At 67.5% G+C, this 24,507-nt stretch carries 30 protein-coding genes; 6 read left to right on the top strand and 24 right to left on the bottom strand.

The window, feature by feature from the left end:
• Positions 1 to 20: 20 nt before the first annotated feature.
• Both HFL01S_RS06150 and HFL01S_RS06145 read right to left on the bottom strand, forming a co-directional pair.
• Positions 21 to 794, bottom strand: coding sequence for a MipA/OmpV family protein (locus HFL01S_RS06150; RefSeq protein WP_084383122.1), 774 nt, complete (start codon positions 792 to 794; stop codon positions 21 to 23).
• A 146-nt stretch (positions 795 to 940) separates the two neighbouring features.
• Positions 941 to 1,354, bottom strand: coding sequence for a VOC family protein (locus HFL01S_RS06145; protein WP_066256142.1), 414 nt, complete (start codon positions 1,352 to 1,354; stop codon positions 941 to 943).
• A 181-nt stretch (positions 1,355 to 1,535) separates the two neighbouring features.
• On the opposite strand from HFL01S_RS06145, the gene HFL01S_RS06140 reads away from it, so the two are divergent.
• The 4 genes from HFL01S_RS06140 to HFL01S_RS25005 all read left to right on the top strand — a co-directional run bounded on the left by HFL01S_RS06140 (position 1,536) and on the right by HFL01S_RS25005 (position 3,835).
• Positions 1,536 to 2,156 carry a TetR/AcrR family transcriptional regulator gene (locus HFL01S_RS06140; protein WP_066256139.1) on the top strand — a complete coding sequence of 207 codons (621 nt, stop codon included), beginning with the start codon at positions 1,536 to 1,538 and terminating at the stop codon, positions 2,154 to 2,156.
• Entirely contained in the window at positions 2,153 to 2,479 is a 327-nt protein-coding gene (locus tag HFL01S_RS06135) for a YciI family protein (RefSeq protein ID WP_245644742.1), read from the top strand. The genes HFL01S_RS06140 and HFL01S_RS06135 overlap by 4 nt, the downstream gene beginning before the upstream one ends.
• Positions 2,476 to 3,096 (top strand): DNA-3-methyladenine glycosylase I, encoded by a 621-nt coding sequence (locus HFL01S_RS06130; RefSeq protein ID WP_066256137.1) that lies wholly within the window; start codon positions 2,476 to 2,478, stop codon positions 3,094 to 3,096. The genes HFL01S_RS06135 and HFL01S_RS06130 overlap by 4 nt, the downstream gene beginning before the upstream one ends.
• A gap of 73 nt (positions 3,097 to 3,169) precedes the next feature.
• Positions 3,170 to 3,835 carry a putative DNA-mimic protein gene (locus tag HFL01S_RS25005; protein ID WP_157538775.1) on the top strand — a complete coding sequence of 222 codons (666 nt, stop codon included), beginning with the start codon at positions 3,170 to 3,172 and terminating at the stop codon, positions 3,833 to 3,835.
• Between the two features lie 157 nt (positions 3,836 to 3,992).
• On the opposite strand, the gene HFL01S_RS06120 is transcribed toward HFL01S_RS25005, so the two are convergent.
• From HFL01S_RS06120 to HFL01S_RS06030, 19 genes are all read right to left on the bottom strand, one after another.
• Positions 3,993 to 4,790 (bottom strand): 2-keto-4-pentenoate hydratase, encoded by a 798-nt coding sequence (locus tag HFL01S_RS06120; protein ID WP_066256133.1) that lies wholly within the window; start codon positions 4,788 to 4,790, stop codon positions 3,993 to 3,995.
• A 13-nt stretch (positions 4,791 to 4,803) separates the two neighbouring features.
• A complete protein-coding gene (locus HFL01S_RS06115; protein WP_066256131.1) occupies positions 4,804 to 6,192 on the bottom strand; it encodes an amidase in 1,389 nt (462 codons plus the stop codon).
• A gap of 72 nt (positions 6,193 to 6,264) precedes the next feature.
• Positions 6,265 to 7,059, bottom strand: coding sequence for a 1,6-dihydroxycyclohexa-2,4-diene-1-carboxylate dehydrogenase (locus HFL01S_RS06110; protein ID WP_066256128.1), 795 nt, complete (start codon positions 7,057 to 7,059; stop codon positions 6,265 to 6,267).
• A gap of 2 nt (positions 7,060 to 7,061) precedes the next feature.
• Complete coding sequence (gene thmT / locus HFL01S_RS06105; RefSeq protein WP_066256127.1) at positions 7,062 to 7,253, bottom strand: 2-hydroxymuconate tautomerase; 192 nt, start codon at positions 7,251 to 7,253, stop codon at positions 7,062 to 7,064.
• Between the two features lie 12 nt (positions 7,254 to 7,265).
• Entirely contained in the window at positions 7,266 to 8,306 is a 1,041-nt protein-coding gene (dmpG, locus tag HFL01S_RS06100) for a 4-hydroxy-2-oxovalerate aldolase (protein WP_066256122.1), read from the bottom strand.
• Positions 8,307 to 8,320: 14 nt separating this feature from the next.
• Entirely contained in the window at positions 8,321 to 9,235 is a 915-nt protein-coding gene (locus HFL01S_RS06095) for an acetaldehyde dehydrogenase (acetylating) (RefSeq protein ID WP_066256120.1), read from the bottom strand.
• A gap of 19 nt (positions 9,236 to 9,254) precedes the next feature.
• Positions 9,255 to 10,043, bottom strand: a complete 789-nt coding sequence (gene dmpH / locus HFL01S_RS06090; RefSeq protein WP_066256118.1) for a 2-oxo-3-hexenedioate decarboxylase — start codon at positions 10,041 to 10,043, stop codon at positions 9,255 to 9,257.
• A gap of 19 nt (positions 10,044 to 10,062) precedes the next feature.
• On the bottom strand, positions 10,063 to 10,839 hold the full coding sequence (dmpE, locus tag HFL01S_RS06085; RefSeq protein WP_066256115.1) for a 2-oxopent-4-enoate hydratase: 777 nt from the start codon (positions 10,837 to 10,839) through the stop codon (positions 10,063 to 10,065).
• Positions 10,840 to 10,851: 12 nt separating this feature from the next.
• On the bottom strand, positions 10,852 to 11,721 hold the full coding sequence (locus HFL01S_RS06080; protein WP_066256114.1) for an alpha/beta fold hydrolase: 870 nt from the start codon (positions 11,719 to 11,721) through the stop codon (positions 10,852 to 10,854).
• A complete protein-coding gene (locus HFL01S_RS06075) occupies positions 11,718 to 13,172 on the bottom strand; it encodes a 2-hydroxymuconic semialdehyde dehydrogenase (RefSeq protein WP_066256112.1) in 1,455 nt (484 codons plus the stop codon). The genes HFL01S_RS06080 and HFL01S_RS06075 overlap by 4 nt, the downstream gene beginning before the upstream one ends.
• A 25-nt stretch (positions 13,173 to 13,197) precedes the next feature.
• Positions 13,198 to 13,629: a GlcG/HbpS family heme-binding protein gene (locus HFL01S_RS06070; protein WP_066256110.1), complete on the bottom strand. Its 432-nt coding sequence runs from the start codon at positions 13,627 to 13,629 to the stop codon at positions 13,198 to 13,200.
• A 144-nt stretch (positions 13,630 to 13,773) separates the two neighbouring features.
• Positions 13,774 to 14,718, bottom strand: a complete 945-nt coding sequence (locus HFL01S_RS06065) for a catechol 2,3-dioxygenase (protein ID WP_066256108.1) — start codon at positions 14,716 to 14,718, stop codon at positions 13,774 to 13,776.
• 21 nt (positions 14,719 to 14,739) lie between these two features.
• Positions 14,740 to 15,111, bottom strand: coding sequence for a 2Fe-2S iron-sulfur cluster binding domain-containing protein (locus HFL01S_RS06060; protein WP_066256106.1), 372 nt, complete (start codon positions 15,109 to 15,111; stop codon positions 14,740 to 14,742).
• Between the two features lie 5 nt (positions 15,112 to 15,116).
• Positions 15,117 to 16,178: an NADH:ubiquinone reductase (Na(+)-transporting) subunit F gene (locus HFL01S_RS06055; protein ID WP_066256103.1), complete on the bottom strand. Its 1,062-nt coding sequence runs from the start codon at positions 16,176 to 16,178 to the stop codon at positions 15,117 to 15,119.
• Positions 16,179 to 16,185: 7 nt separating this feature from the next.
• Positions 16,186 to 16,542 carry a phenol hydroxylase subunit P4 gene (locus tag HFL01S_RS06050; RefSeq protein ID WP_066256100.1) on the bottom strand — a complete coding sequence of 119 codons (357 nt, stop codon included), beginning with the start codon at positions 16,540 to 16,542 and terminating at the stop codon, positions 16,186 to 16,188.
• On the bottom strand, positions 16,539 to 18,083 hold the full coding sequence (locus tag HFL01S_RS06045; protein ID WP_066256097.1) for an aromatic/alkene/methane monooxygenase hydroxylase/oxygenase subunit alpha: 1,545 nt from the start codon (positions 18,081 to 18,083) through the stop codon (positions 16,539 to 16,541). Before HFL01S_RS06045 ends, HFL01S_RS06050 begins: the two co-directional genes overlap by 4 nt.
• 24 nt (positions 18,084 to 18,107) lie before the next feature.
• The gene (locus HFL01S_RS06040; RefSeq protein ID WP_066256096.1) at positions 18,108 to 18,377 is read right to left on the bottom strand and encodes an MmoB/DmpM family protein; all 270 of its coding nucleotides are present in this window, start codon (positions 18,375 to 18,377) and stop codon (positions 18,108 to 18,110) included.
• Between the two features lie 23 nt (positions 18,378 to 18,400).
• Positions 18,401 to 19,396 (bottom strand): aromatic/alkene monooxygenase hydroxylase subunit beta, encoded by a 996-nt coding sequence (locus HFL01S_RS06035; RefSeq protein WP_066256091.1) that lies wholly within the window; start codon positions 19,394 to 19,396, stop codon positions 18,401 to 18,403.
• 45 nt (positions 19,397 to 19,441) lie between these two features.
• Positions 19,442 to 19,642 carry a phenol hydroxylase subunit gene (locus HFL01S_RS06030; RefSeq protein WP_066256088.1) on the bottom strand — a complete coding sequence of 67 codons (201 nt, stop codon included), beginning with the start codon at positions 19,640 to 19,642 and terminating at the stop codon, positions 19,442 to 19,444.
• 343 nt (positions 19,643 to 19,985) lie between these two features.
• On the opposite strand from HFL01S_RS06030, the gene HFL01S_RS06025 reads away from it, so the two are divergent.
• A complete protein-coding gene (locus HFL01S_RS06025; protein WP_066256085.1) occupies positions 19,986 to 21,665 on the top strand; it encodes a sigma-54-dependent Fis family transcriptional regulator in 1,680 nt (559 codons plus the stop codon).
• A gap of 8 nt (positions 21,666 to 21,673) precedes the next feature.
• Entirely contained in the window at positions 21,674 to 22,426 is a 753-nt protein-coding gene (locus HFL01S_RS06020; protein WP_066256574.1) for a GntR family transcriptional regulator, read from the top strand.
• On the opposite strand, the gene HFL01S_RS06015 is transcribed toward HFL01S_RS06020, so the two are convergent.
• Genes HFL01S_RS06015 through HFL01S_RS06005 form a run of 3 tightly spaced genes read right to left on the bottom strand, consistent with a single transcriptional unit; the run spans position 22,423 to position 24,399 of the window.
• Positions 22,423 to 23,043 carry a MarC family protein gene (locus HFL01S_RS06015; RefSeq protein WP_066256082.1) on the bottom strand — a complete coding sequence of 207 codons (621 nt, stop codon included), beginning with the start codon at positions 23,041 to 23,043 and terminating at the stop codon, positions 22,423 to 22,425. The genes HFL01S_RS06020 and HFL01S_RS06015 overlap by 4 nt on opposite strands.
• A gap of 54 nt (positions 23,044 to 23,097) precedes the next feature.
• On the bottom strand, positions 23,098 to 23,619 hold the full coding sequence (locus HFL01S_RS06010; protein ID WP_066256079.1) for a MaoC family dehydratase: 522 nt from the start codon (positions 23,617 to 23,619) through the stop codon (positions 23,098 to 23,100).
• A 21-nt stretch (positions 23,620 to 23,640) separates the two neighbouring features.
• Positions 23,641 to 24,399, bottom strand: a complete 759-nt coding sequence (locus HFL01S_RS06005; RefSeq protein WP_066256074.1) for an SDR family oxidoreductase — start codon at positions 24,397 to 24,399, stop codon at positions 23,641 to 23,643.
• Positions 24,400 to 24,507: the final 108 nt, after the last annotated feature.

The raw sequence follows: 24,507 nt of genomic DNA, 5'->3' as shown, positions 1-24,507 counted from the left end.
GGTCGGGCTTGTTGGGCGGTTCAGAAACGGAAGATGTAGGCAGCGCGCACCGCCGACACGCCGCTCCGGTCCACCAGCGGGCTGTTCTTGATGCCCGAGCCGAGCAGGGTGTGGGTCAGCCCCATCATCACGCTGTGTCCGGGCGCCAGCGGCACCATTACCTGCAGACCGAGCTCGGTGTTGAGCGTCGATTTTCCGGCGTAGGCCGCGCGCCCCGGGCGCGACTCCTGCTGGCCGACACCGTAGTAATAGTCGACCATCGAACGGTCCTGCCACACCAGGCCGATGTGCGGCCTCACGCTCACCCCGCCGAGCGGAAAGCGCTGGCTGGCCTCCAGCTTGAACTGCTGGCCCCCGCTGCGGTCGCTGGCGTCCGCCAGCCACTCTCCGGACAACTGCCCCCAGGGCTGGCGCCAGTCCGCCCGGCCGCCCAGCCAGAAGCCGCCCTTGCGCTCGGCCATGCCCGCAAGCTCCGCCGCGTCGCTCGCCTTGTAGCCCTGGTCCGAATAGCGCGCCCGCAAGGCCCACGACACGGCGCCGGTGGAAGGCAGCTTCACGTCCAGCGACGGGCCGAACAGGCGCACATGGGCGTTTTCGAAAGCCAGCACGGGAAGCGCCTTGGTTTCCGTGTCCACTCCCCGGTAGGGCGATGTTTCGCTCCCCACGCCCAGACCGAGGCTCCACGAGGCGCCCTGGCCCTCCTGGCCCGGGCCGTCGGCCTGTGCCGCTGTCGTGAACAGTGCCAGTCCAACGGCACTGGCGCACAGGTGTGCAGAACGAAACATTGTTTGCATGGGGGGCCTTCGGTGTTGAAAAGCCCATGCTACGGAACCTTGTCTTACCCGATTGTTACTGGGAGGCCTATGGCGATGCCTCGCTGGACATGGGCCATTCCAACCGCTATCCGCCCGAAGGCATCCTCGCCACCGCCCGGCTGCGCTCACTCGGGCAGATGGCAGACCGCTTCGATGTTGTTGCCCTCGGGGTCGATCACGAAAGCACCGTAGTAGTTGGGGTGGTAGTCCGGGCGCAGGCCGGGCGCGCCGTTGTCCTTGCCGCCGGCGGCGATGGCCGCCTTGTAGAAGGTGTCCACCTGCGCGCGGCTTTGTGCGCGCCACGCCAGATGGCAACCCGTGGTGGCCGCCGGCCCGCCGTAAGGCGATGGCCCGTCGATGAACCACACATCCGCCTTTTTGCCGTCGGGCTCGGCGGCGTCCGGGTAGGCCAGACCGAGGATGTTGGAACCGTAGTTCCCTTCAAAGCAGACGCTGTAACCCAGCGGCGCCAGGGCCGCACTGTAGAAGGCCTTGGCTTGGGCGATGTTGGTCACGCGAAACGTCATGTGGTCGAGCATGTGGGGCCTCTCATGTGGTGTGGTGGTCGGAGAATGTACTGTACATCCATACAGTTTTAACAACAAGTGACCTACCGGGCAAAGCTGAATCTTCTACTCCCGTTGCTCTGTTTAGGACGCCTGTCCTATACTGCCTAGGCCAATCGTCCTAGAAACACCCGCCCACCATGCCCTCACCATCATGAGCGCTGCCGAAGCCACACCCACCACCCGAGCGCGCATCGTCGACGCGGCGGACACCCTGTTCTACCAACGGGGGTTCGAGAAGACCTCCTTCGCCGACATCGCCGACGCCGTCGGCCTCTCGCGGGGCAACTTCTATTACCACTTCAGAACCAAGGACGACATCCTGGGCGCGGTCATCGCGCTGCGTTCGGTGCGAACCCAGTCCATGCTGGACACATGGACGCGGGACGCCGCAACACCGCAGGACCGGCTGCGCTGCTTTGCGGAGATGCTGGTGCGCAACCGGCACGACATCCAGCGCTACGGCTGCCCGGTAGGAACGCTGTGCGCCGAACTCGCCAAGCTCGACCACCCCGCGCAGGGCGACGCCGGAATGATCTTTGGCCAGTTCCGCGACTGGCTGCGCACCCAGTTCGAGGCCCTGGGCCATGCGCCGCGCGCCGACGAACTGGCGCTGCACCTGCTCGCGCGCAGCCAGGGCGTCGCCATGCTGGCCAACACCTTCCACGACGAAACCTTCATCCAGCGCGAAGTGGACGCGGTGGCCGAGTGGCTTGCCAGCTTCGTTCCCAACCCGGCGGCCGCGAACCGGCCCAGACGAAAGACCGCCCCATGAACCCTCACAGCACCACCGTGTTCATCGTCTTTTTGCGATTCGGCCCCAACCGCGCACAGGCCGGCCAGTGGATGGCCGGGCACAAACAATGGATCCAGGACGGCATCGCCGACGGCAGCTTCCTGCTGGCCGGCTCGCTCGACCAGGGGCAGGGCGGCCTGGTGATCGCCGTGGGCACCGATGCCGCCGCCGTTCATGCCCGCATCGCGCAAGACCCCTTCGTCGTGCACGGCGTGGTGACGGCCGACATCCACCCCGCCGCCCCGTCCGTGATGGCGTCAGGCGTGGCTGCGCTCCTCGCCGGCAGCGAGAGCGCCGCATGAGTAAAGCCCAGACCGTGACCGGCAGCGACGGTCAGCCGCGTTGCCGCTGGTGCGCCGCCACGCCCGAGTACGAGGCCTACCACGACCAGGAATGGGGCTTCCCGGTGGGCGACGACATCCGCCTGTTCGAGAAGCTCTGCCTGGAGAGCTTCCAGTCGGGCCTGAGCTGGCGAACCATCCTCGCCAAGCGCGAGAACTTCCGAAAGGCATTCGACGGATTCGACTTCCACCGCATGGCGGGCTACGGCGAGCGCCAGGTTGCCCGCCTGTTGCAGGACGAAGGCATCGTCCGTCACCGCGGCAAGATCGAAGCCGTCATTCACAACGCCGGCCGCGCCGTCAACCTTCAGGCCGAGTGCGGCTCGCTCGCGGCCTACTTCTGGCGCTACGAACCGGGCCGCGCCCACGCCGCGCCCCCACAAACCGTGACGACCTCTCCCGAGGCGGTGGCCCTGGCGAAAGACCTGAAGAAGCGCGGCTGGAAATTTGTCGGGCCCACCACCGTCTACGCCTTCATGCAGGCCATGGGCCTGCTGAACGACCACGTGCCCGGCTGCATCGTGGCCCCACAGGTGGATCGGGCGCGGGCGGCGTTCAAGATGCCGGTGCCTTGCTAACCATGTGGAATGGAGGTTGGTGCGCTTGATGCACACTCCCCGTTTCCAAACAAATGTGTAGAAGGGGGCTGTGATGGGGCTTGGTCTGATGGTGGGCTATCTCGCAGATGTACGGCGGGAAGACCCGGAGTTCGCTGATGAATTCATTCAAAGCATCAAAGCAGTCGGTGCATGTCTCGAACGCCAGGGACTTTCGGGGTATTCCGAGCCACCAGAGCTCCCAGAAGACGATTGGTTTTCCTGCGAGATGTATGGATATTCGGGCCTTCACCACCTGCGGCGGCTTGCTGCGTATGTTGCTTTGGATCAATCGCTCTATGCGCCATCTAGCGAAGCCCCTGACGACGATCCGGTTGTGGAGAAGTACTACGAGGCGGTAGGCGATGGCGATATCAGTGATTTGCCGTTTCAGCATCTGATGCTGCACGGCGACGCCGAAGGGTTCTATGTGCCCGTGGACTTCGCCCAGGTGATCGATCCCGGGGAGTTGTCTGACCGTGTCGGGGGGGCGATCGGATCTGCTCACCGCCTACTTGCGGAGTGCAAGGCTCTTGCTCGTGTGCTTGAACTTCCGGAAGACCTGAATTGCGAGTCGGACGAAGTTTGGGAAGCCGCCGGAGCACCCGGGGCAGGGCAGGTGCGCTGGCAACAGTTTGGCATTGAGTCGTTCAGCTGCATCCGACTGATTCGGGGTTGCGAGGCGTCCATCAAAACCGGAGCGGCTTTGGTGTTTTGCTGATCGCATACGTGTGTTGGGAACCCGCCTTAAAAATCAACGCGGACATTGAGGTCCGGCACGCAACTCTCGGTTGATCGACGATACCTTCGCTTCGGAGGAAGGTGTGGAGCATGGACGCCTGAAGCTCTCAAGGCGAACCAATTCGAAAACAGCAAAGTTACTGTGCTGATTGATAGACCACCACTTCGGTTGACCACGCGTCCCCACCGCAAAAGTGCGCTGAAAGCCAACCACCCACCTCCAGCGCACAAGCCTTCGTCAACCCGCCCGTGATCACCAGATCCCCCGCCTCCAGCCGCTGACCATTCGCAGCCAGCTCCCGCACCAGCCGCGCCACCGCATCCAGCGGGTGCCCGTCGGCGTCGGCGCCCACGCCCTGGCCCAGCGTTTGGCTGCCGTCGCTCAGTTGCACCACCACGGTGTCGAGCGCCATCAGGTCGGTTACCGGCAAGCGCGGCCCGACAACCACCTGGCCGGCGGACGCGTTGTCGGCGGTGTTCTGTTCGAGGTTGAAACGGTAGCCGGTCCAGGTGGAGTGCACGACTTCAAGGCAGGTGTAGGCGCCTTCCACGGCGGCGGCCACGCTGTGGCGGTCGACGGGCGCGTGCCGCGCGTCGAGGGCGGTCTTCAGGCGCAGCCCGATCTCAGGTTCCACGCGCGGCTGCACCAGGCGCTCGTGCACCGCGTCGCCCGAACCGAGCAGCATCCAGTCGGTCAGCGGCCCGATGTTGGGCCGGGCTATGCCCATCTGGCGGCGCATCACCTCGGAGGTGTAGCCCAGCTTCCAGCCGACCACGCGCTCGCCGGCGGCCAGGCGCAGCGCGAGCAGCGCGCGCTGGATGGCGTAGGCGGTGGCGAGGTCGGGGGTGCCGATGGTGGCCTCGGCGTCGAGCGTGTGACCGGCCTGGCGGGCGGCCCAGATGCGTTCGGCAGATTGCGCAACGGGGTCGTCCATGGGTGTGCTCCGGTCAGGACAGGTCGGGCGTGCCCAGCAGCGCGTGGCCCTGGCCGATCAGGGCCTCGATGCCGAGCGCGATGCCGATCAGCCGCGCTTCGGCGCGCGGCGGCCCCATCAGCTGCAGGCCCACCGGCATGCGGTTCGCATCCAGCCCCACGGGCATGGTCAGCGCGCACCAGCCGAACAGGTTGCTGATGGCGGTGTTGCGCATGGCCCTCATGTTGGCCAGCGCGTAGGTCTCCACCGTGCCGATGTCGGCCAGCCGCGGCGGCGAGGCGGGCACGGTGGGCGTGAGCAGCACGTCGACGTCGTCGAACACCCGGACCGCGCCCGCGCCGCAGCGCTGCAGCACGGCCTTGCGCCGCAGGTACTCGACGGAAGACACCTGCTCGGCCCAGCGCACGCGGTCGCGCACCACCGGGTCCAGCCGCTCCACCTTGTGCGGAAAATTCAGGTCCATGTAGGCCGCGAGTTCGGACGCCGCCAGGCCGCCGCGGCGGAAGATGTCGAAGGCTTCTTCGCAGTGCGGCAGCGGCAGGCGGACCACCTGTGCGCCGGCCTGCGCGAGGCGTTCGATGCTGGCCTCCACCACGGCGCCGATGCTCGGGTCGATGTCGTCCCAGAAGTGGTTCGTCGGCACGCCGACGCGCAGGCCCTGCAGGCGCGCCGGGGCGGGCGCGGGTAGGCCCTGGTGTTCGGGGCCGAGCGCGGCGAAGGCGTAGGCCAGGTCTTCCACCGTGCGGGTGAGCACGCCCGCGGTGTCGAGCGAAGACGACAGGGGCACGATGCCCTCGACCGGCCAGCGCCCCACCGTGGTCTTCAGGCCCACCTGCCCGGTCATGGACGCGGGCACGCGCACCGAGCCCGCCGTGTCGGTGCCCAGCGCCAGCAGGGCGCTGCCCTGCACCAGCGAAACGCCCGCGCCCGCGCTCGACCCGCCGGGCACGCGGTGTTCGTCGCGCGACCAGGGGTTCCAGGGCGTACCCCAGTGGGCGTTGACGCCGAGGCCGCCGAACGCGAACTCGACCGTGTGCGTCTTGCCGACCACGATGCCCAATTGCTGCTGCAGCCGCGCGACCAGCGGCCCGGCTGCTTGCCAGGCTTCGGGCAGGGCCTCGTCGCTGCCGGCAAACACCGGCAGGCCGGGCACGCCGTACAGATCTTTCACCGACACCGGCAGGCCCATCAGCGGGCCCAGGTCCATGCCCTGGTCCAGCAGGGTGTCGACCGCCGCGGCGGCGGTGCGGGCGCGTTCGCCGTCCCAGGTCTTGTAGGCGTTGAGTCGGGGCTCGGTGCGCGCGTGGTTCTGTGCGCAGGCGTCGATCAGCGCCACCGCCGTCGTTTCACGGCGGCGCAGGCGGGCGGCGATCTCGGCCAGTGACAGGTGGGGAGCGGTCATCAGTCTTCTCCTCGGGGTGCGGTGAACAGGGTGTGCACCATTGTCACCAGCCGGTGGAAAGACCCGAAGCCCTCAGCCGATGGCGCCGCCGCCCACGAACAGCACCTGGCCGGTGATGTACGAGGCCTCGGGCGCGCCCAGGAAGCCGATGGCCGCGGCGATCTCCTCCGGCGTGCCCAGGCGGTTCATCGGCGTGTCGCGCAGCGACTGGGTGTAGATCGCTTTCATCCAGCCGGTTTCCGCCTCGCTCAGCGGCTGCGGGTTGCGCGGCACGATGCGCTGGCCGTTGTCGATGGCGCCGGGCGAGACGCAGTTGACGCGCACGCCGAACTCGGCGAGTTCCATCGCCATGGCCACGGTCATCGCGTGCACGCCCCCCTTGGCCGCGGCGTAGGGCACGCGGTAGATGCCGCGCGTGGCGATGGAGCCGACATTCACGATGGCGCCCTGGCCCTGGCGCTTCATCAGCGCGGCCATCTCGCGGCAGCACCACAGCGTGGGCCAGAGCGAGCGGCTGATCTCGCGCTGCATCTCGTCGGGCGTGTACTCCCAGAACGGCTTGGCCCAGATGGTGCCGCCCACGTTGTGCACCGACACGTCGACGCGGCCGTGGGCCTGCAGGGCCGCCTGCACCACGGCCTGCGCGCCCTCGTGCTGCTCCAGGTCGGCCGCCACAAGCAGGGCATCGCCGCCGTGGGCGGTGATCTGGTCGCGCACCGCTTCGCAGGGGCCGGCGGCGCGGTCCACCAGCACCACGCTTGCGCCCTCTGCCGCCATGCGCAGCGCGCAGGCCCGGCCGATGCCCTGCGCGGCGCCGGTCACCACGACCACGCGCCCGTCGTAGCGGTGGACGGCGATCGGTGCCATGGTCAGCGCCCGAGGTCCTTGGCGCTGACGCCCGCGATGCCCCAGTTCTCCTTGGGCATCTCGTGGATCCAGACGCGGATGGTTTCCTTCTTCGCGTCAGTCGCCTCGTGCAGCGCCTGGGTGACCTTTTCGATCACGGCCTTCTTCTGCTCGGGCGTGCGGCCTTCGAGCATGTAGATCTGTGCGAACGGCATGGTGCGGTCTCCTCAGGCGGCTTTTTTCTGCAGGCGCACATCGCGCTCGCGCGCCATGGTCATGGCGGTGTCTTCGATCATGTCTTCCTGGCCGCCGACCATCTTCTTGCGGCCCAGCTCGACCAGGATGTCGCGCGCCGACAGGCCGTACTTCACGGCGGCGCGTTTGGCGAACAGCAGGAAGCTGCCGTACACGCCGGCGTAGCCCAGCGTGAGCGCGTCGCGGTCGATGCGGATCGGGAAGTCCATGATGGGGGTGACGAGGTCTTCGGCCACGTCCTGGATCTTCCAGACGTCCACGCCGGTGTTCACGCCCATGCGGTCGAGCACGGCGACCAGCACTTCCATGGGGGTGTTGCCCGCGCCCGCGCCCAGGCCGGCGGCGGCCGCGTCGATGCGCGTGGCGCCGCACTCGATGGCGGCGACCGAGTTGGCCACGCCCATGGCCAGGTTGTGGTGGCCGTGGAAGCCCAGCTCGGTCTCGGGCTTGAGCGCGTCGCGCACGGCCTGCAGGCGGGCCTTCACGTCGGCGGGCAGCATGTAGCCGGCCGAGTCGGTGACGTAGATGCAGTTGGCGCCGTAGCTCTCCATCAGCCTGGCCTGCGTGACCAGGCCTTCGGGGCTGTTCATGTGGGCCATCATCAGGAAGCCGACGGTGTCCATGTCGAGCTTGCGCGCGTAGGTGATGTGCTGTTCGCTCACGTCGGCTTCGGTGCAGTGCGTCGCCACGCGGATGGTGTGCACGCCCAGGCCGTGCGCCATCTTCAGATGGTCGACGGTGCCGATGCCCGGCAGCAGCAGGGCCGAGACCTTGGCCTGCTTCATCAGCGGGATCACGGTGCCCAGGTACTCCTCGTCGCTGTGGGCCGGGAAGCCGTAGTTGACGCTGGAGCCGCCCAGGCCGTCGCCGTGCGTGACCTCGATCAGCGGCACACCGGCGGCGTCCAGGCCGCAGGCGATGCTCTTCATCTGGTCGAGCGTCATCAGGTGGCGCTTGGGATGCATCCCGTCGCGCAGGGTCATGTCGTGCAGGGTGATTTTTTTCTGGCTCATGGTGGGGCTCCGGGTCAGGCGGCCACGGGTTCGAGCACCAGCTCGCCCTTGAGGATTTCTTCGGCAAACATTTCGGCCGTGCGCGCGGCGGCGGCGGTCATGATGTCCAGGTTGCCGGCGTACTTGGGCAGGTAGTCGCCCAGGCCCTCGACCTCCATGAAGACCGAGACGCGCTGGCCGTCGAAGACGGGGCCGTTGACCAGCTTGTAGCCCGGCACGTACTTCTGCACTTCCTTGATCATGTCGTGGACCGACTTCGTGATGGCGGCCTCGTCGGGCTTGCCCTCGACCAGGCAGTGCACCGTGTCGCGCATGATCAGCGGCGGCTCGGCCGGGTTGATCACGATGATGGCCTTGCCCTTCTTGGCGCCGCCCACCTTCTCGACCGCGCCGGCCGTGGTGCGGGTGAACTCGTCGATGTTCTTGCGCGTGCCGGGGCCGACGGATTTGCTGGACACGGTGGCGACGATCTCGCCGTAGCTCACGGGCTGCACGCGGCTGACCGCGTAGACCATGGGGATGGTGGCCTGGCCACCGCAGGTGACCATGTTCACGTTCATCTCGCGCTGGCCGACGTGCTGCTTGAGGTTCACGGGCGGTACGCAGTAGGGGCCGATGGCCGCGGGCGTGAGGTCGATCATCATCGCGCCCTGTTCGTTGACCTTGCGCGAGTTCTCGGCGTGCACATAGGCGCTGGTGGCGTCGAAAACGATCTGCACACCGTCGGCCTTCATGTGAGGGATCAGGCCGTCCACGCCCTCGGCGGTGGTCTTGATGCCCATCTCTTTCGCGCGTTTGAGGCCGTCTGAGTTGGGGTCGATGCCGACCATCCACACGGGTTCGAGCACCGGGCTGCGCTGCAGCTTGGCCAGCAGGTCGGTGCCGATGTTGCCGGGCCCGATCAGGGCGCATTTGATCTTCTTGCTCATGGCTGTCTTTCTCTGAACTTCAAATGAAACGGAGGCCCGTGCTGCCCATGCCTTGCACTTTCAAGGTCACCGAGTCGCCCGCGGCAACGGACACGGCCTCGGTGATGCCACCGGACAGGATCAGCGTGCCGGCGGGGATCTCTTCGCCCCGCGCGCCCAGGTGGTTGGCCAGCATGGCAATCGCAGTTGCGGGGTGGCCAAGCACGGCGGCGCCGGCGCCGAAGGCCACGGGCAGGCCGTTCTTCTCCATCACGATGCCGACTGTGCGCAGGTCCTGGCCGTCCACCTTCATGGGCTGGCCGCCGACCACGAAGCGCGCGGCCGAGGTGTTGTCGGCGATCACGCTCTTGAGGTCGAACTTGAAGTCGCGGTAGCGGCTGTCGATCACCTCAATGCCGGGCAGCACGAAGTCGGTCGCGGCGAGCACGGTGCCCATGTGGCAGCCCGGGCCGCTGAGCGCGCGCTTGAGCACGAAGGCGATCTCGGGTTCGACCTTGGGGTGGATGAGTTCGCTGGTCTTGACCTCGCCGCCGTGCGGCACGGCGTAGTCCTCGGTCATGAAGCCGAACACGGGCGAGGCCACGCCCATCTGCTTCATCTTGGCGAACGAGGTCAGGCCGGCCTTGAGCCCCGCGAGCTTCAGGCTGCGCCCCTGCTTGCGCGCCAGGATGGCGGCCTGGATGGCGTAGGCGTCCTCCCAGTCCATGTCCGGGTGCTCGTCGGTGATCTTGGTGGTGTCGCGGGCCTGCAGCTGGCAGTTCTCCAGGTGCTCGGCCAGGGCGGCGATGGTGGCTTGCTTGAGGTTCATGGTGAGGGGCTCCGCAGGATCAGTGGAAGCGCACCGAGCACTCGCCCAGCCCGCCGATGGAGACACGGAAGAAGTCGCCCTTGGCGGCTGGGAACATGGCGGCCAGCGCGCCCGAGAGCACCACCTCGCCGGCCTTGAGCGGAATGCCCAGGCGGCCCATGGTGTTGGCCAGCCAGGCCACGGCGTTCAGCGGCGAGCCCAGGGCCGCGGCGCCCGCGCCGGTGGCGACGACCTCGCCGTTCTTCTCCAGCACCATGCCGCAGGTTTGCAGGTCCAGCGCCAGCGGGCTGACCGCGCGGTCGCCCAGCACGAACACGCCACACGATGCGTTGTCGGCCACGGTGTCGGTGATCTTGATCTTCCAGTCGCGGATGCGCGAGTCGACGATCTCGAAGCAGGGCATCACGCACTCGGTGGCGGCCAGCACGTCGGACACACCCACGCCCGGGCCCATCAGGTCGCGCTTGAGCAGGAAGGCGATCTCGCCTTCGGCCTTGGGCTGGATCAGCGTGGAGATGTCGATGGCCTCGCCCTGGTTGACCACCATGGCGTCGGTCAGGTAGCCGAAGTCCGGCTGGTGCACGCCCAGCATGTTCATCACGGCGGCCGAGGTCACGCCGATCTTCTTGCCGATGATGCGCTCGCCGGCCTGCAGGCGCCGCTTCAGCATGCGCTCCTGGATGCGGTAGGCCTGCTCGATGGTGATGTCGGGGAAGCGGTTGGAGAGGGGCTCGACGACCTGACGGTCGCGCAGCGCGGTGTAGAGCTCGTCGCCCAGGGTGTCGATGGAGATCATGGTGGGTGTGCCTTATGGGGAGGTCTTGGCGGACTGGGCATCGGCTTCGGCGAGGAAGTTCGACACCAGCTGGGCGAAGCGCGCGGCGTGTTCGATCTGCGTCCAGTGGCCGCAGTGGCCGAACACGTGGAGCTGGCTGTTGGGAATCCACTGGCTCAGCGTGAGCGAGGTCTGCAGCGGGATCACTTTGTCTTCGCGACCGTGCACGATGAGTGTTTCGTGCGGCAGTGCGCGGATCGCGGCTTCCGGACTGGCCATGGCGTCGACCCAGCGCTGGCGCGGGGCGGGGAACATCGCCGAGAAGGACTCCTGGAAGCCGGGGCGGATGCTGGCCTGGTAGCGCAACTCGGCCAGCTCGTCCGTCACCAGCGCGCGGCTGTGGGCAAAGATGTCCAGCAACTGTTTCATGGTGGCCAGCGAGGGCTCGTAGCCCCAGACGGCGTCCAGGCCCGGCGTGATCGGGAAGGGCACACCGACCGAGCCCATGAGCACCAGGCGGCGCACACGCTGCGGCGCGCGAACGGCCAGCGCCAGCGAGAGCGCACCGCCGAAGCTGTTGCCCACCACGTCGGCCTGCGCCACGCCCATGGCGTCCATCACGTCCAGCGCCTGCTGGACCCAGGTGTCCATGGTGTAGGTGATGCCGGCCGGGCGGTCGGTGTAGCCGAAGCCCACCATGTCGGGCGCGATCACGCGGCGCTCCTGCGCGATGACGGGCATCGCCAGGCGCCAGTTGGCCCAGGCGCTCACGCCCGGCCCGGAGCCGTGGATGAACAGCACCGGCGGCTGGCCTGGCTTGGAGGCGCCGAGGTCGTGCACGTTGCTGTGGAAGGCGCCCGTGCGGACGCTGCGGGCGATTTCGGGGTTGTGCGGAGCGTTCACAGTTTCACCATCACGTTGCGGAGCTCGGTATAGAACTCGAGCGAGTGCACACCGCCTTCGCGGCCGATGCCCGAGGCCTTGGCGCCGCCGAAGGCGGTGCGCAGGTCGCGCAGGAACCAGCTGTTGATCCAGCACAGGCCAACCTCGATGGCGGCGGCCATGCGGTGGGCCTTGCCGAGGTCCTGTGTCCAGACGGTGGTGGCCAGGCCGTAGTCGGTGGCGTTGGCCAGCGCGACGGCTTCCTCTTCCGTGTCGAAGGGGGCGATGTGACAGCAGGGGCCAAAGATCTCTTCGCGGATCACGCTGGCGCTCTCGGGCAGGCCGGTCCAGATGGTGGGCTGCACGAAGTGGCCGTTGGCGTATTCGCCCGTCATGGCCGGCTCACCGCCGCCGGTGACCACGGTCGCACCCTCGGCCTTGGCCTTGGCGTAGTAGCCCATGACCTTCTGCTTGTGTTCGGCCGAAATCAGCGGGCCGATGCCCACGCCGGGCATGTCGGGGCCGCCGATCTTCAGGCCCTCGGCCTTCTCTTTCAATGCAGAGACGAACTTGTCGAAGATCGGGCGCTGCACGTAGACGCGCTCGGTGCCCAGGCAGACCTGGCCGCAGTTCTCGAAGGCGCTGCGCGTGATGCCGGCGATGGCCTTGTCGAAGTCGGCGTCGGCGAACACGATGCCGGCGTTCTTGCCGCCGAGCTCGAACGAAACCGGGCGCACGCCCTTGGCGGCCGCGGCCATGATGGCCTCGCCGGTGCGGGTCTCACCGGTGAAGGTGATGCCGTTGACGCCCGGGTGTTTGGTGATGAACTCGCCGGCCGAGCCGGGTCCGAAGCCGTGCAGCACCTGGTACACGCCCTTCGGGATACCCACGGTGTTCATGACCTCGCCCAGCAGCGTGGCGGTGGCGGGGGTCTCTTCGGAGGGCTTGACGATCACGGTGTTGCCGCAGGCCAGGGCCGGGCCGACCTTCCAGGTCATCAGCAGCAGCGGCAGGTTCCAGGGGCAGATCACGCCGACCACGCCCAGGGGCGTGCGCACACCGTAGCTGATGGCCGTGCCGCCGTCGGGCGTGGTCATCTGGAAGCTTTCGGTCGGCACGTTCTTGACGATGTCCGCGAAGATCTTGAAGTTGGCCGCGCCGCGCGGGATGTCGATGTGCGAGGCCAGCGAGCGCGGTTTGCCGGTGTCGGCCAGCTCGGCGGCGAGGAAGTCGTCGAAGCGGCGGTTGATCTCGTCGGCCACCGCGTGCAGCAGCTCGGCGCGGCGCACCACGCTCATCCGGCCCCACTCGCCCTTGAGCGCCGCGCGGCCGGCGGCCACGGCCGCGTCGACCTCGCGCTGGCCGGCCTCGTGCACCTGGCCCACCACGGCGTTGGTGGCCGGGTTGCGGTTGTCGAAGGTTTTGTCGGTGGCGACAAATTCGCCATTGATGAAGTTCAGGAACTGTTTCATGGTGCGTGAGGAGAGAAAAGAAAAATCAGTCGAGACCCAGGGCTTGCAGGCCGGCGCAGGCGCAGGCTTCGTCCTGTTCGGCCGAGCCGCCGGACACGCCGATGCCACCGATGCGTTGGCCCTCGGCCACGATGGGCAGGCCGCCACCGAACAGCACCAGGCGCTGGCGCTGGTTCAGGCCGATGCGCAGCAGTTCGTCGTCGCCGATCACGCCACCCCACTGCGAAGTGGGGAAGCCGAAGCTGGCCGCTGTGTAGGCCTTGTCGATCGCGATGTCGATCGAATGCAGAAAGGCATTGGGCATGCGCAAGAACGCGGCCAGCGTGCCCGAGGCATCGGTCACGGCCACGTTGATGCGAATGCCCAATGCCTCTGCATGCGCCAGCGCCGCCTGACAGGCCAGAGAGGCGGCCGACGCGGTGATGACAGAAGCAGGAACAGAAAGAACGAGTGACATGAAAGGAAGAGCGGTGAGCGTGAAGTGACTTCAATCCAGGGGCATCGAGGGTCCGGCTCCGCCGGCCCAAGATGCCGTCCCCCCTCCCAGCGCCGCAGGCGCGCCAGAGAGGGGGGAAGCCGCGTCAGCGGCGCAGGGGGGAGATCAGGTGTACACATCGGTGAAGCTGGGAACAGCTTCACCGGTGTGATAGAAAATCCCGCTCCACAACTGGTCCTCCGTCCAGGTCGTCACCGGCCGGTCGCGCTGGGCCAGGTAGCCCAGGCCAGCGAAGGTCTCGTTGCGGTTGCCGCTGGGGTCGAAGAAGTAAATCGTCTCGCCGCGCGTGATGCCGTGGCGCGTCGGGGCGACGTCGATCTTGGTCTTGTTCTTGGCCATCACGTCGGCCGACTTCAGCACGTCGTGCCACGAGTCGAGGAAGAAGGCGATGTGGTGCAGGCCGCTCTTGGCGCCGCCCACGAAGGCGATGTCGTGCGGCGTGGTGGTGCGGGCCATCCAGGTGGCGGCCTGCATGTTGCCTTCGGGGCCGACCAGCACCTGCTCGGTCAGGAAGAAGTCCAGCGCCTCGGTCATGAAGCGGGTGTTGTCGGCCACGGTGTTGATGCCCTCGGGCGGGTTCATCTCGCACATCAGCAGCAGGTGGTCCAGCCAGTGCACGCCCGCGCCCTTGAGGCCGTCCGGCCACGGGTCGGGGTTGGTGGTGCCCACTTCCGTGCCCACGTATTCCTTGGTGGCGTACAGGCGCATCTCGTGGCCGCTGGGCAGGTTGAACTGCAGCATGCGGCCGGTGGAGGGCAGGGTGCCCTCGTCCAGCAGGACGGTCTTCACGCCCCAGGCCTCGACCTTCTTCTGCAGCTCGTCGAGGTCGCTGTCCTTCTCGACCTTGTAGGCCACGTGGTTCAGTCCGGCCTGGTCGGAGGGGGTCAGGATCAGCGAGTACTTGTCCCACTCGTCCCAGCACTTGAGGTAGACGTTGCCCGCCTTGTCCTTCATGGTGGTCTTGAGGCCGAGCACGTTCTCGTAGTGCCTGACCGCGGCGTCCATGTCCATCACTTTCAGGCTCGCGTGCCCGATGCGCATCACACCCATGTCGTGTCTCCTGGTGGTTGGTTACTGCTGTTGAGGAAGGGGGCTTGCAGTCGCAGACCCTGCGCGCCCTTTTGAAAACGGTTTGTTCAGCTTGCCGGCGACTTCGAGGTTCACCGGCGTCTGGGGCGCGACGCGGCAGGCCAGCGTGTAGCCCTGGCACTCTTCGTCGGCGCTCACTTGGGCGCGGCTGATCGGGCCCAGGGCCTTGATGTCGCCAGCCAGGATGCGGACCTTGCAGACGCCGCAGCCGCCATTGACGCAGCCGACCGGGATGCCCTTGCGGCCCAGGCGCACCATGCCGGTGAGCAGGCTTTCGTTGCCAGCGCAGGGAAAGGTCTCGTCCGTCTGCGCCACATGCACTGCGAACTTGGGGCGGGAATCGAAGATCGACATGGCGGTCAGACCCTCTGGAACAGGGGGCTGCGCGTGGCCTGCGCATCGGCCGCCGAGAGGAACTTCTCGGTGTAGATGTCGCGCTCGAACAGGCGCCCCTGCATCAGCGTGGAGATGCAGGCCTCGATCATGGGCGGCGGTCCGCACAGGTAGGCCTTCTGGCCCGCGAAGCTGCCACCGAAATGCGCCTTGGCCGCCTCGTGCACGAAGCCGCGCAATCCGTCCCAGTCCGAACCTTCGGGCTCGTGCGACAGCGCGGGAACGTAGGTGAAGTTCGGATGCTGCGCGGCGAGCGCGCGGAACTCGGCGTCGTAGTACAGCTCCTCGCGCGAACGCTGCCCGTAGACCAGGGTGATCGGTAACGTGCAGCCGCGCGAGAGCAGGTCCGTGATCATCGAGCGCGGGCTCGACAGGCCCGAGCCGCCGGCCATGAACAGCAACGGTTGCTGCGCCGACTCGCGCACGAAGAAGCGGCCATACGGCCCGGCCACGCGCAGGCGGTCGCCCACCTTCAGCTGCTGGTGCAGCCAGGTGGTGCCGGCGCCGCCGGGCAGCTGGCGCACGTTCAGCTCGATGCTGGTCGTGGCCTTCACCGCGGCCGGATCGTTGGCGATAGAGAAGGCGCGGCTGCCCACGCCCGGGATCTCCACCTGCACGTATTGCCCCGCCTGGAAATCGATGACTTTGTCGAGCGCCAGGTGGATCGCCTTGATGGTCGGCGTGAGGTCCTCGATACGAGCGACCGTGGTGGCGAAGTCGCGCACCGGGATCACGCGCGCATCGGGTTCCTCGTCGATGTCGGCCTCGATGGTGGTGTCGGCCTGCAGCGTGGCGCAGCAGGCCAGGGTCTTGCCGTCGTCGCGTTCGAAGTCCATCAGCGCGAACGGGTTGGCCGCGCCGTGGTCCACCTCGCCGCCGCAGACCTGCACCTTGCAGGTGCCGCACAGGCCGTGGCCGCAGGCGTGCGGCAGGTAGATGCCCTGCCGCAGCGCCGCGTCCAGCACCGTCTGGCCCTCTTCGACCTCGATGGTCGCGCCCAGCGGCTCGATCGTCAGTTGGTAGCTCATGACCGGATCAGCTGAACGAACCCTTGATGCCGGTGAGGCCGGGCGTGCGGAAGCGGATCGCGTCCTTGTGCACCAGGCCGTTCTCGGCCAGCGACTTGGCCGGGTCGGGCGTCCAGGGCTGGCCGTTCTTCTTCCACTCGGCCTGGCTCCAGTCGATCCGGGCCCAGTCGGGGTGGTAGCCGTAGATGCCGGGCAGCACCGCCGCCGACAGGGCGCCGAACGGGGTGTCCGGCGGCAGCGGCAGGCAGAAGGGTGCGCAGAACATCAGGTGGTCTTCCCAGCCGATGTAGAGCAGCGGCGCGGGGAAGTTCTCGCGCACATCCTGCGGCGTGAACTCGTAGGGGGCGATGGCAACGACGCTCATTTGGCTTCTCCTTTCCACATCGCAAAGTTCTTCTGGTCTTCCGAACCTTCGAAGTCGAAGTTGTCGCGGCCGACCTCCATCTCGTAGTACTTGAGCACAGCCATCAGCGGGTCGAAGCCCTCGGCGGTCGGGTCGGTGCCTTCGGGGAAGCAGTGGCCCTGGTAGATCTGGTGCACCGGCAGCCAGCTCTGCACGTACTTCTCGGGCTCGTGGTCGAAGATGCTCTTGCAGTGGTCGCTGCAGAAGTGGTACTTGTAGGCCTTGTAGTCGCTCTCGCGGTAGCAGATCTTGCTGGCGTCGCCCTCTTCGGTGAACAGCATCGGGATCTGGCAGGTGGTGCACAGCATCGGCAGCGTCTTGTTGTAGTAGCGGTTGCCGGCCTGCTGCTGCTCGCGGAAGAACTCGAAGCGCGGGCGGTAGTAGGTGTCGAAGGTCTCGGGGTACTTCTCCGACAGCCAGGCCATTTCCTCGTCGCTGGGAATCCAGGTGTGGAAGGGCGCGGCGGCGTTGTAGTTGTAGAAGGTGTTCCAGGCCTGGTGGCTGATGTGGTCCTTGCCTTCGCAGGCCTGCTTCCAGCCGGCGGGTTCGCGGATGCCGTAGCGCGCCAGGTCCTTGAACAGGGCGCCGCCGTTTTCTTCGGCGTACATCTCCCAGGCTTCCTTCCAGCTCATCACGCGCTTGGGCAGCATGTAGTCCTGCATCATGGCCACGAGGGTCAGCAGGCGGTAGCCGCGCCAGAACCACTTGTCGATCCAGCGCTGCACGATGGGCACGTTGTCCGGGTCCTGCTCCAGCAGGAACTTGATGCACTCGATGCCCAGCGTCATGTGACGGCTCTCGTCGCTCTGCGCCGAGAAACCGAAGGTGACGGTGCTCATGTCGCCGTTGTGCGCCGCGCCGCTCATGAAGGGCACGAACAGCAGGTTGGTCAGCACGTATTCGAAGCTGAAGCTGACGGCCGTGAGGAACTCGAACGGGCCACCGGTGCAGGCGTCTTCGAAGAAGGACTTCGGCACCGAGAGGTACCACACGCGGTCGAACCAGTGGTTCGAGTGGTGCATGCCGTTGAAGTACTTGTTGTAGTGCGAGATCGCGTGCGTCTCGGTCTGGTAGTGGCGAAGCTCGTCGATGGACTGCATTTGCGCGGCGACGCGGGCGCCTTCACCGGTGAACTGGCGGCCCACATGGGCGAAGCCACGGTGCGCGTAGTACTCCAGCGGTGTCACGCCCTGGATGAACAGCTTGAGCGCGTTGACGTAGCGCGCATCGGCCACGCCGAGCTGGCCGTTGTTCTGCGCGAAGGCTTCGATGACGGCGTAGAGCTTCTTTTCCTTCTCGCCCTGGTACTTCCAGTAGGCGTCCATGGTCAGGCGGAACGGGTCCTGCCACTTGTCCCAGTCGTGGATCTTGATGCCCTCGTACTTGTCGTACGGGAACACCTTGTCCATCGGCTGGTAGCTGGTTTCCCAGCCCAGGCCGCGCGTCATGGCGGCGTAGCGTTCCTTCAAGCCGAGCTTCTTGCTCGCAACACGGGTGTCCATGCGTTGTCTCCTTCTGCGTTGTGTTCAGTGCGACCAGCTCAGCGTGAGCTGGTCGTCGTCTTCGTCGATGTGGCCCGAGAGGGTGACGAGGTTGACGTGGATGGCCTGCAGGTCGTAGGGCCGGCCGGTCAGGCCCTCGATGGTTTCGCGGCGGATGGTCAGGCTGCCGGGCGCGTTGATCTTGACCAGGCCGGTGGGGTGGGTCAGCACCGCGTTGGGGTTGTCGGCCACGATGGCGTCGATCACCACGCGGGACTCTTCGTTGTGCTGGAAAGCGATGAATACGTCGGACATTTGGGTCTCCTGTTCAGGCCTGGTCAGGCGGCCACGCCGGTCTTGGCCAGGCGCGCCTGAAGCTGCACGCGGGCGTCGCTGAGCACGGTCTCGCCGACGTCGCCCAGGGCGAGGCGGGCGATGGGCGAGAGGGCGGCCTGGGCGCGGTCCATCCAGTGGCCGGTCCAGGTGCGCAGCAGCTGGCGGTTGGCGTCCGACTCGGCACCGGCGGCCTTGATGACGGCGTCGACCCAGCGCGCGCTCTCGTCGTGCCACTCGGGCATGAAGCTGGTCAGCATGGCCACCGCGGTGCCGCCCTGCAGCGCGACGTGGTCGTCCACGAAGCCGCCGTAGATCAGCGGGTACAGCAGGCCGTCGAGCGCGAAGTTCTGCGCCACGAACAGCTCGACCGGGTCGCTGACCACGAAGCTGTCTTCGACCAGCCGGCGCAGGCCCTGCCACTCGGGCGCATCCAGCCAGGCCTGCTTGCCGTCTTCGAGCGACTGCGGTTCGCCCAGCACCAGGCCCAGGCGGGTGAGGTACTGCGCCACCCCCAGGTTGTCCATCGCGTGGAACATGGCCGGCGCGGTGAACGCAGTGCCAAAACCGTAGGCGCAGATGGACGCGTTGTTCATGTTGGCGCCCCAGGCCGCGTGGCGCAGCGGCATCAGCACCGTCAGCGCCTTCTCGCGGATCGCGTCGGGCATCTTGCCGACCATGGCGCGCTGCTCGACGAACTGGAAGTTGGCCTCCATCGCGTCCTGCTGCCGGGCGCGGGCCATGGTCCAGGTCGCGTAGTAGAACTGGCGCGGGTCCTTGAGCACGTACCAGTCGGCCAGCACGATCTTCGAACGGCTGGCGTCGAAGAGCTCATGGCCCGGGTCCCAGGTCGGCCGGTAATGGAAGTTGGTCATCGGCTGCGCGCCGAAGGTGGCCTCTTGGTAACGGCTGGCGGCCTTGTCGCCGCCGATGTATTTCGCCACGTGGGCGTAGGTCTGGCGCAGCGGCGTGATCTCCCGCGCCTGCAGGTCGATGTTCATCGGTGCTTGTCTCCGTGGTGGGTTGTTCGAACAGCTCTCGGGAACTCAGGTGTCCAGACGCTGCACCCGGTTGTTGGCGCAGAAGGCCTCGAAGGCCGGGGCGGGCAGCATCAGCTCCACCGCCAGCTCCGGCCAGCCGATCGAGAACTCGAAGGCGACCAGGCCGTCGGCACGGCGTTCGATCACCCGCACGAAACGCAGCGAGGTGTCGACGGCGGGCAGGGGGGTGTCGGTGGTCTGGGGCATGGTGCTGGGGGCGGTCGGTGCGTTGTCGGACGCGTCCCCTTTCGCAGATGGCGTGCCAGCTCGCACCGGTTTTGCCAAAAATCTCGATATTTCAGGGAAATCCCTGAGAAAAGAGCTGGTGTGCAGTGCAACATCCAGATCGCTGCACGCCTTCCGATAGCCTGTTCCTTCGGTTTTTGCGGCGCAGCATGCGGAAGAAATCACGATTTGGAGAGGCGATTTCGGCCCGGATTGATCAAATGATCAACTTCTGGTGCTGCGTCGCCGGCTTGCCGACCTGGGGGCACATCGCGGAAAATATCGAGATTCCAGTCGCCACAGAGCGACCCCACCGGAGACACTTTTGGACCCCCACCTGACCTACCCGCCCGACAACGACCTGCGCCGCCTGCTGCGCTTCGAGCCGCACAGCGGCGCCATCTGGCTGGGCGAGCGGCGCATGGTGCTGCTGCACACCGCGGCGCTGACGGCGCTGCGCCACGACCTCATCACCTCGGTCGGCAAGGACCACGCGCGGCGCCTGCTCACGCGCATGGGCTACGCCTGCGGCCTGCACGACGCGGGCTTCGCGGCCAAGACGCGCGGCAAGAAGACGCTGGAAGACATGTTCCTGGTCGGGCCGCAGCTGCACATGCTCGAAGGCGCGGCGCGTGTGACGCCGGTGCGGCTGGAGATGGACGCCGCGGCGGGCCGTTTCGAGGGCGTGTTCCGCTGGGACGACTCGTGGGAGGCGCACGCGCACCGCCTTCAATACGGCGTGGTCGACGAGCCGGCCTGCTGGACCCTGCTGGGCTACGCCAGCGGCTACACCAGCGCCTTCATGGGCCGGCTGATCCTGTTCAAGGAAATCAGGTGCTCGGCCTGCGGCGACGACCACTGCCTGATCGAGGGCCGCCCGATCGACGACTGGCCCGACGGCGACGCGCACCGCCAGTACTTCGAAGACGACTCGCTGCTGGAGAAGATGGCCGCGCTGAGCCAGCAGGTCGAGGCGCTGAAGAACACCCTGGAGCCGGCCGAGTCGGGCGGCATGCTGGTCGGCGCCTCGGCGGGCTTCCAGCGCGCGCACGACCTGATGCGCCGTGCCGCGGCCACGCAGGTGACGGTGCTGCTGACCGGCGAGACCGGCGTGGGCAAGGAGCGCTTCGCGCGTGCGCTGCACGAGCACTCCGAGCGTGCGGCCGGCCCGTTCGTCGCGGTCAACTGCGCGGCGCTGCCGGCCGAGCTGATCGAGGCCGAGCTGCTCGGCGTCGAGAAGGGCGCCTTCACCGGCGCGCACGCCGCGCGGGCCGGCCGCTTCGAGCGCGCCGAAGGCGGCACGCTGTTCCTCGACGAGGTGGGCGATCTGCCGCTGCCGGCGCAGGCCAAGCTGCTGCGCGTGTTGCAGGAGGGTGAGATCGAGCGCCTGGGCAGCGAGAGCGCGCGCAAGGTCAACGTGCGCCTGGTGGCGGCGACCAACGTCAACCTGGAAGCAGCGGTGGAGCGCGGGCAGTTCCGGCGCGACCTGTTCTACCGCCTCAACGTCTACCCGATCTGCATTCCGCCGCTGCGCGAACGCAGCAGCGACATCGAACCGCTGGCGCGGCACCTGCTGGCGCGCTTCACCGCCCTGCACCAGAAGCGCCTGGGCGGCTTCAGCGACCGCGCGTTGCAGGCGCTGGCGCGCCACAGCTGGCCGGGCAATGTGCGCGAGCTGGAGAACCTGGTCGAGCGCGGCGTGATCCTGGCGGCGCAGGGCGGCGTGATCGAGGCCGAGCACCTGTTCCCCAACCAGTCCGAACCCGTGCAGGACGGCATCGACCCGCAGGGCCGGCTGGCGCGCCGCGCGCCCGAGGACGAGCTGCGCCTGTGCGAGCAGGTGCTGGACGCCGGCGTGCCCATCGAGACCCTGGAGGCGCAGGTGCTGGCCCTGGCGGTCGAGCGCAGCCGCGGCAACCTGGCCGGTGCCGCCCGCATGCTGGGTCTGAGCCGCGCCCAGCTGGCCTACCGGCTCAAACGCGCCCAGTCACCCGAACCCGAGTGAGCTTTGCCATGCTGCAAGACCTGCTTCGACCCGATCACGCCGCCGGCCCGGCGCCGCGCAGCGACGAACCCGAACCACGCACGCTCACCGAACGCGCCTACCGCGCGCTGCGGCATCACATCGTGTGCGGCGATCTGCAGCCGGGCCAGCGCCTGCGCGTCGAGCACCTCAAAGACCACTACGGCGTGGGCGCCGGCACGCTGCGCGAGGCGCTGGCGCTGCTGGTGTCCGACGCGCTGGTGACGGTCGAAGGCCAGCGCGGCTACCGCGTCAGCGCCGTGTCGCTGGACGACCTGCGCGACTTGACCGACACCCGCGTGCGGCTCGAGACCGAGGCGCTGCGCCAGTCGATCCGGCTCGGCGACGCGGCCTGGGAGGCGGCGGTGCGCGCAGCCTTTGCGCAGCTCAGCGCGGCCGAGGAGGGCGGCGCCGGCCGCGACCCGGACCAGTGGGAGCGCGCCAACCGCCACTTCCACGAAACCCTGATTGCGGGCCACAGCTCACCCTGGACACGGCACCTGCTGGACATCCTCTACCGCCACGGCGAGCGCTACCGCCACATCGCGATCCGCATCGGCGCGACGCCGGGGTTTGACCGCGACGTGCACGCCGAGCACGAGGGCATCTTCCTGGCGGCCATGGTGCGGCAGGAGGCTCGCGCCGCGCTGGCGCTGGAAGCCCACATCCGCCTGACCTGCGACATCCTGACGCGGCACGCGGCCGAGTCGGGCCGGCCGCTGCCTACCGCCGGAGGGGGCTAGGCGCCCAGTGCCGGGAACAGCTTGACCAGCCCGGCGGCCATCACCTCCACCGCCAGCGCCGCCAGGATCAGGCCCATCAGCCGCGTCATCACGTTGATGCCGGTCTGGCCCAGGAAGCGGGCAATGGGCTTGGCTGCGGCAAAGCACACGGCGGTGGCCAGCGCGATCACCACGCCATAGCCCACCAGGGCGGCGTGCTGGAAAAAGGTCTTGGCCTGGTCGGCGTAGATCACCACGGTGGACATGGTGGCCGGGCCGGTGAGCAACGGAATGGTCAGCGGCACGACCGCGATGGACGCCTTGGTGCCGGCGTCGTCCACCTCGCTCTTGGTGGCCTTGGCCTCGGCCGGCTGGGCGTTCAGCATGGACAGCGCCGAAGTGAGCAGCAGCATGCCGCCGCCCACCTGGAAGCTGGCGAGCGAGATGCTGAAGAACTCCAGGATCTGCAGGCCGATCACCGCGCAGGTGGCAATGACCGCAAACGCGCTGAACGAGGAAATCAGGATGGTGCGCTTGCGCTGCGCCGAGCTGAAACCCTGCGTGTAGTGAATGAAGAAGGGCACGATGGCCAGCGGGTTGACGATGGCCAGCAGCGTGATGAGGGGCTTGAAATCCATCCCGCTATTGTGCGGCTGACCGGTCGATCCGGCGCCGGGCCGCCCCAAGCCGGATCAGCCCCCGTGGGGGGCAGCGACCCGCGCAGCGGCGGAGCGTGGGGGCTCCTTCAATCTGAACATGCCGTAGCCCTCCATGTGGAGAACTTTCTCATCGTGCTGGTTGAACATCTCCCAGATCGTGCGCACCAGGCCCACGTCAGGGCGCTTGCTCATGGGCCGCTTCTCGGTGATGGTGTGCTGCAGCCGCAGCACGTCGCCGGGGTAGACCGGCTTGGTCCACTTCAGGCTTTCCAGCCCTGGCGAGCCCAGGCTGGAGGTCTCGTGCAGGAAGTTGGTGACCATCAGCCGCATGGCCATGGCGCAGGTGTGCCAGCCGCTGGCGCTCAGGGCGCCGAACACCGAGGCCTTGCCGCCTTCTTCGCTCAGGTGGAAAGGCTGCGGGTCGAACTGGCTGGCGAAGGCGATGATCTCTTCCTTCGTCGGCGAGATCGTGCCCAGGTCGCGCGTCTGGCCGACCTCCAGGTCTTCCCACCAGATCTGGATGTGGGGGCTCTGTTCGGGGGTGGTGGCGGTCATGGGTTCTTTCTGTCTTTTGATTCAGCGGCCGCCGGAGACATCCAGCAGGCTCATGGTGGTGTAGCTGGCCGCCGGTGACAGCAGCCAGAAGATGGCCTGCGCCACCTCGTCGGCCGTGCCGCCGCGCTGCATCGGCACCAGGTGCTTGAGGTCGTTGACCCGGTCGGGCAGTCCGCCCGAGGCGTGGATCTCGGTCTCGATCAGGCCCGGCCGCACCGCGTTGACGCGGATGCCCTCGGCCGCGACCTCCTTGGCCAGGCCGAGGGTGAAGGTGTCGATGGCGCCCTTGCTGGCCGCGTAGTCCACGTACTGCCCGGGCGAGCCGATGCGCGAGGCGGCGCTGGAGACGTTGACGATGGCGCCGCCCTCGCCGCCGTGGCGCGTGCTCATGCGGCGCACCGCCTCGCGCGCGCACAGGAAGCTGCCGAACACGTTGATGTCGAACATGCGCTTGAAGCGCGCCGCGCTCATCTCGTCGACCCGCGCCGTCACGTCCACCACGCCAGCGTTGTTCACCAGCCCGGTCAGGCGCCCGAGCTTGGCGTCCACCTTCTCGAACATGCGCAGCACCTGGGCCTCGTCAGCCACGTCGGCCTGCACCGTGATCGCGCGGCCGCCGTCGGCGCGGATGCTGCGCACCACCTCGTCAGCGGCCAGCGAGTTCGCGCTGTAGTTCACCGCCACCGCCCAGCCCTGCCGGGCCGCCAGCTGCGCGGTCGCGGCCCCGATGCCCCGGCTGGCGCCGGTCACCAACAGCACACCTGCGTGACTTGTGTCCATCCATGCTTCCTTCCGGATTGTTCGTTTGCGGTTACAACATGCGTCTGTCGAAACTTAACGCAGGTTGCCGCCGCGCACCCGTCGCGAACCGGGCCTGCCCCATACCAA

Source organism: Hydrogenophaga flava NBRC 102514 (assembly GCF_001571145.1).
GTDB lineage: Bacteria > Pseudomonadota > Gammaproteobacteria > Burkholderiales > Burkholderiaceae_C > Hydrogenophaga > Hydrogenophaga flava.
Note: the sequence above shows the minus strand (reverse complement) of the source record. Positions and strands in the feature narration are given on the sequence as shown.

Excerpts from the sequence above, each read along its gene's own strand:
- HFL01S_RS06150 (WP_084383122.1), bottom strand. The coding sequence starts at position 794 with ATGCAAACAATGTTTCGTTCTGCACACCTGTGCGCCAGTGCCGTTGGA.
- HFL01S_RS06145 (WP_066256142.1), bottom strand. The coding sequence starts at position 1,354 with ATGCTCGACCACATGACGTTTCGCGTGACCAACATCGCCCAAGCCAAG.
- HFL01S_RS06140 (WP_066256139.1), top strand. The coding sequence starts at position 1,536 with ATGAGCGCTGCCGAAGCCACACCCACCACCCGAGCGCGCATCGTCGAC.
- HFL01S_RS06135 (WP_245644742.1), top strand. The coding sequence starts at position 2,153 with ATGAACCCTCACAGCACCACCGTGTTCATCGTCTTTTTGCGATTCGGC.
- HFL01S_RS06130 (WP_066256137.1), top strand. The coding sequence starts at position 2,476 with ATGAGTAAAGCCCAGACCGTGACCGGCAGCGACGGTCAGCCGCGTTGC.
- HFL01S_RS25005 (WP_157538775.1), top strand. The coding sequence starts at position 3,170 with ATGGGGCTTGGTCTGATGGTGGGCTATCTCGCAGATGTACGGCGGGAA.
- HFL01S_RS06120 (WP_066256133.1), bottom strand. The coding sequence starts at position 4,790 with ATGGACGACCCCGTTGCGCAATCTGCCGAACGCATCTGGGCCGCCCGC.
- HFL01S_RS06115 (WP_066256131.1), bottom strand. The coding sequence starts at position 6,192 with ATGACCGCTCCCCACCTGTCACTGGCCGAGATCGCCGCCCGCCTGCGC.
- HFL01S_RS06110 (WP_066256128.1), bottom strand. The coding sequence starts at position 7,059 with ATGGCACCGATCGCCGTCCACCGCTACGACGGGCGCGTGGTCGTGGTG.
- thmT (WP_066256127.1), bottom strand. The coding sequence starts at position 7,253 with ATGCCGTTCGCACAGATCTACATGCTCGAAGGCCGCACGCCCGAGCAG.
- dmpG (WP_066256122.1), bottom strand. The coding sequence starts at position 8,306 with ATGAGCCAGAAAAAAATCACCCTGCACGACATGACCCTGCGCGACGGG.
- HFL01S_RS06095 (WP_066256120.1), bottom strand. The coding sequence starts at position 9,235 with ATGAGCAAGAAGATCAAATGCGCCCTGATCGGGCCCGGCAACATCGGC.
- dmpH (WP_066256118.1), bottom strand. The coding sequence starts at position 10,043 with ATGAACCTCAAGCAAGCCACCATCGCCGCCCTGGCCGAGCACCTGGAG.
- dmpE (WP_066256115.1), bottom strand. The coding sequence starts at position 10,839 with ATGATCTCCATCGACACCCTGGGCGACGAGCTCTACACCGCGCTGCGC.
- HFL01S_RS06075 (WP_066256112.1), bottom strand. The coding sequence starts at position 13,172 with ATGAAACAGTTCCTGAACTTCATCAATGGCGAATTTGTCGCCACCGAC.
- HFL01S_RS06070 (WP_066256110.1), bottom strand. The coding sequence starts at position 13,629 with ATGTCACTCGTTCTTTCTGTTCCTGCTTCTGTCATCACCGCGTCGGCC.
- HFL01S_RS06065 (WP_066256108.1), bottom strand. The coding sequence starts at position 14,718 with ATGGGTGTGATGCGCATCGGGCACGCGAGCCTGAAAGTGATGGACATG.
- HFL01S_RS06060 (WP_066256106.1), bottom strand. The coding sequence starts at position 15,111 with ATGTCGATCTTCGATTCCCGCCCCAAGTTCGCAGTGCATGTGGCGCAG.
- HFL01S_RS06055 (WP_066256103.1), bottom strand. The coding sequence starts at position 16,178 with ATGAGCTACCAACTGACGATCGAGCCGCTGGGCGCGACCATCGAGGTC.
- HFL01S_RS06050 (WP_066256100.1), bottom strand. The coding sequence starts at position 16,542 with ATGAGCGTCGTTGCCATCGCCCCCTACGAGTTCACGCCGCAGGATGTG.
- HFL01S_RS06045 (WP_066256097.1), bottom strand. The coding sequence starts at position 18,083 with ATGGACACCCGTGTTGCGAGCAAGAAGCTCGGCTTGAAGGAACGCTAC.
- HFL01S_RS06040 (WP_066256096.1), bottom strand. The coding sequence starts at position 18,377 with ATGTCCGACGTATTCATCGCTTTCCAGCACAACGAAGAGTCCCGCGTG.
- HFL01S_RS06035 (WP_066256091.1), bottom strand. The coding sequence starts at position 19,396 with ATGAACATCGACCTGCAGGCGCGGGAGATCACGCCGCTGCGCCAGACC.
- HFL01S_RS06030 (WP_066256088.1), bottom strand. The coding sequence starts at position 19,642 with ATGCCCCAGACCACCGACACCCCCCTGCCCGCCGTCGACACCTCGCTG.
- HFL01S_RS06020 (WP_066256574.1), top strand. The coding sequence starts at position 21,674 with ATGCTGCAAGACCTGCTTCGACCCGATCACGCCGCCGGCCCGGCGCCG.
- HFL01S_RS06015 (WP_066256082.1), bottom strand. The coding sequence starts at position 23,043 with ATGGATTTCAAGCCCCTCATCACGCTGCTGGCCATCGTCAACCCGCTG.
- HFL01S_RS06010 (WP_066256079.1), bottom strand. The coding sequence starts at position 23,619 with ATGACCGCCACCACCCCCGAACAGAGCCCCCACATCCAGATCTGGTGG.
- HFL01S_RS06005 (WP_066256074.1), bottom strand. The coding sequence starts at position 24,399 with ATGGACACAAGTCACGCAGGTGTGCTGTTGGTGACCGGCGCCAGCCGG.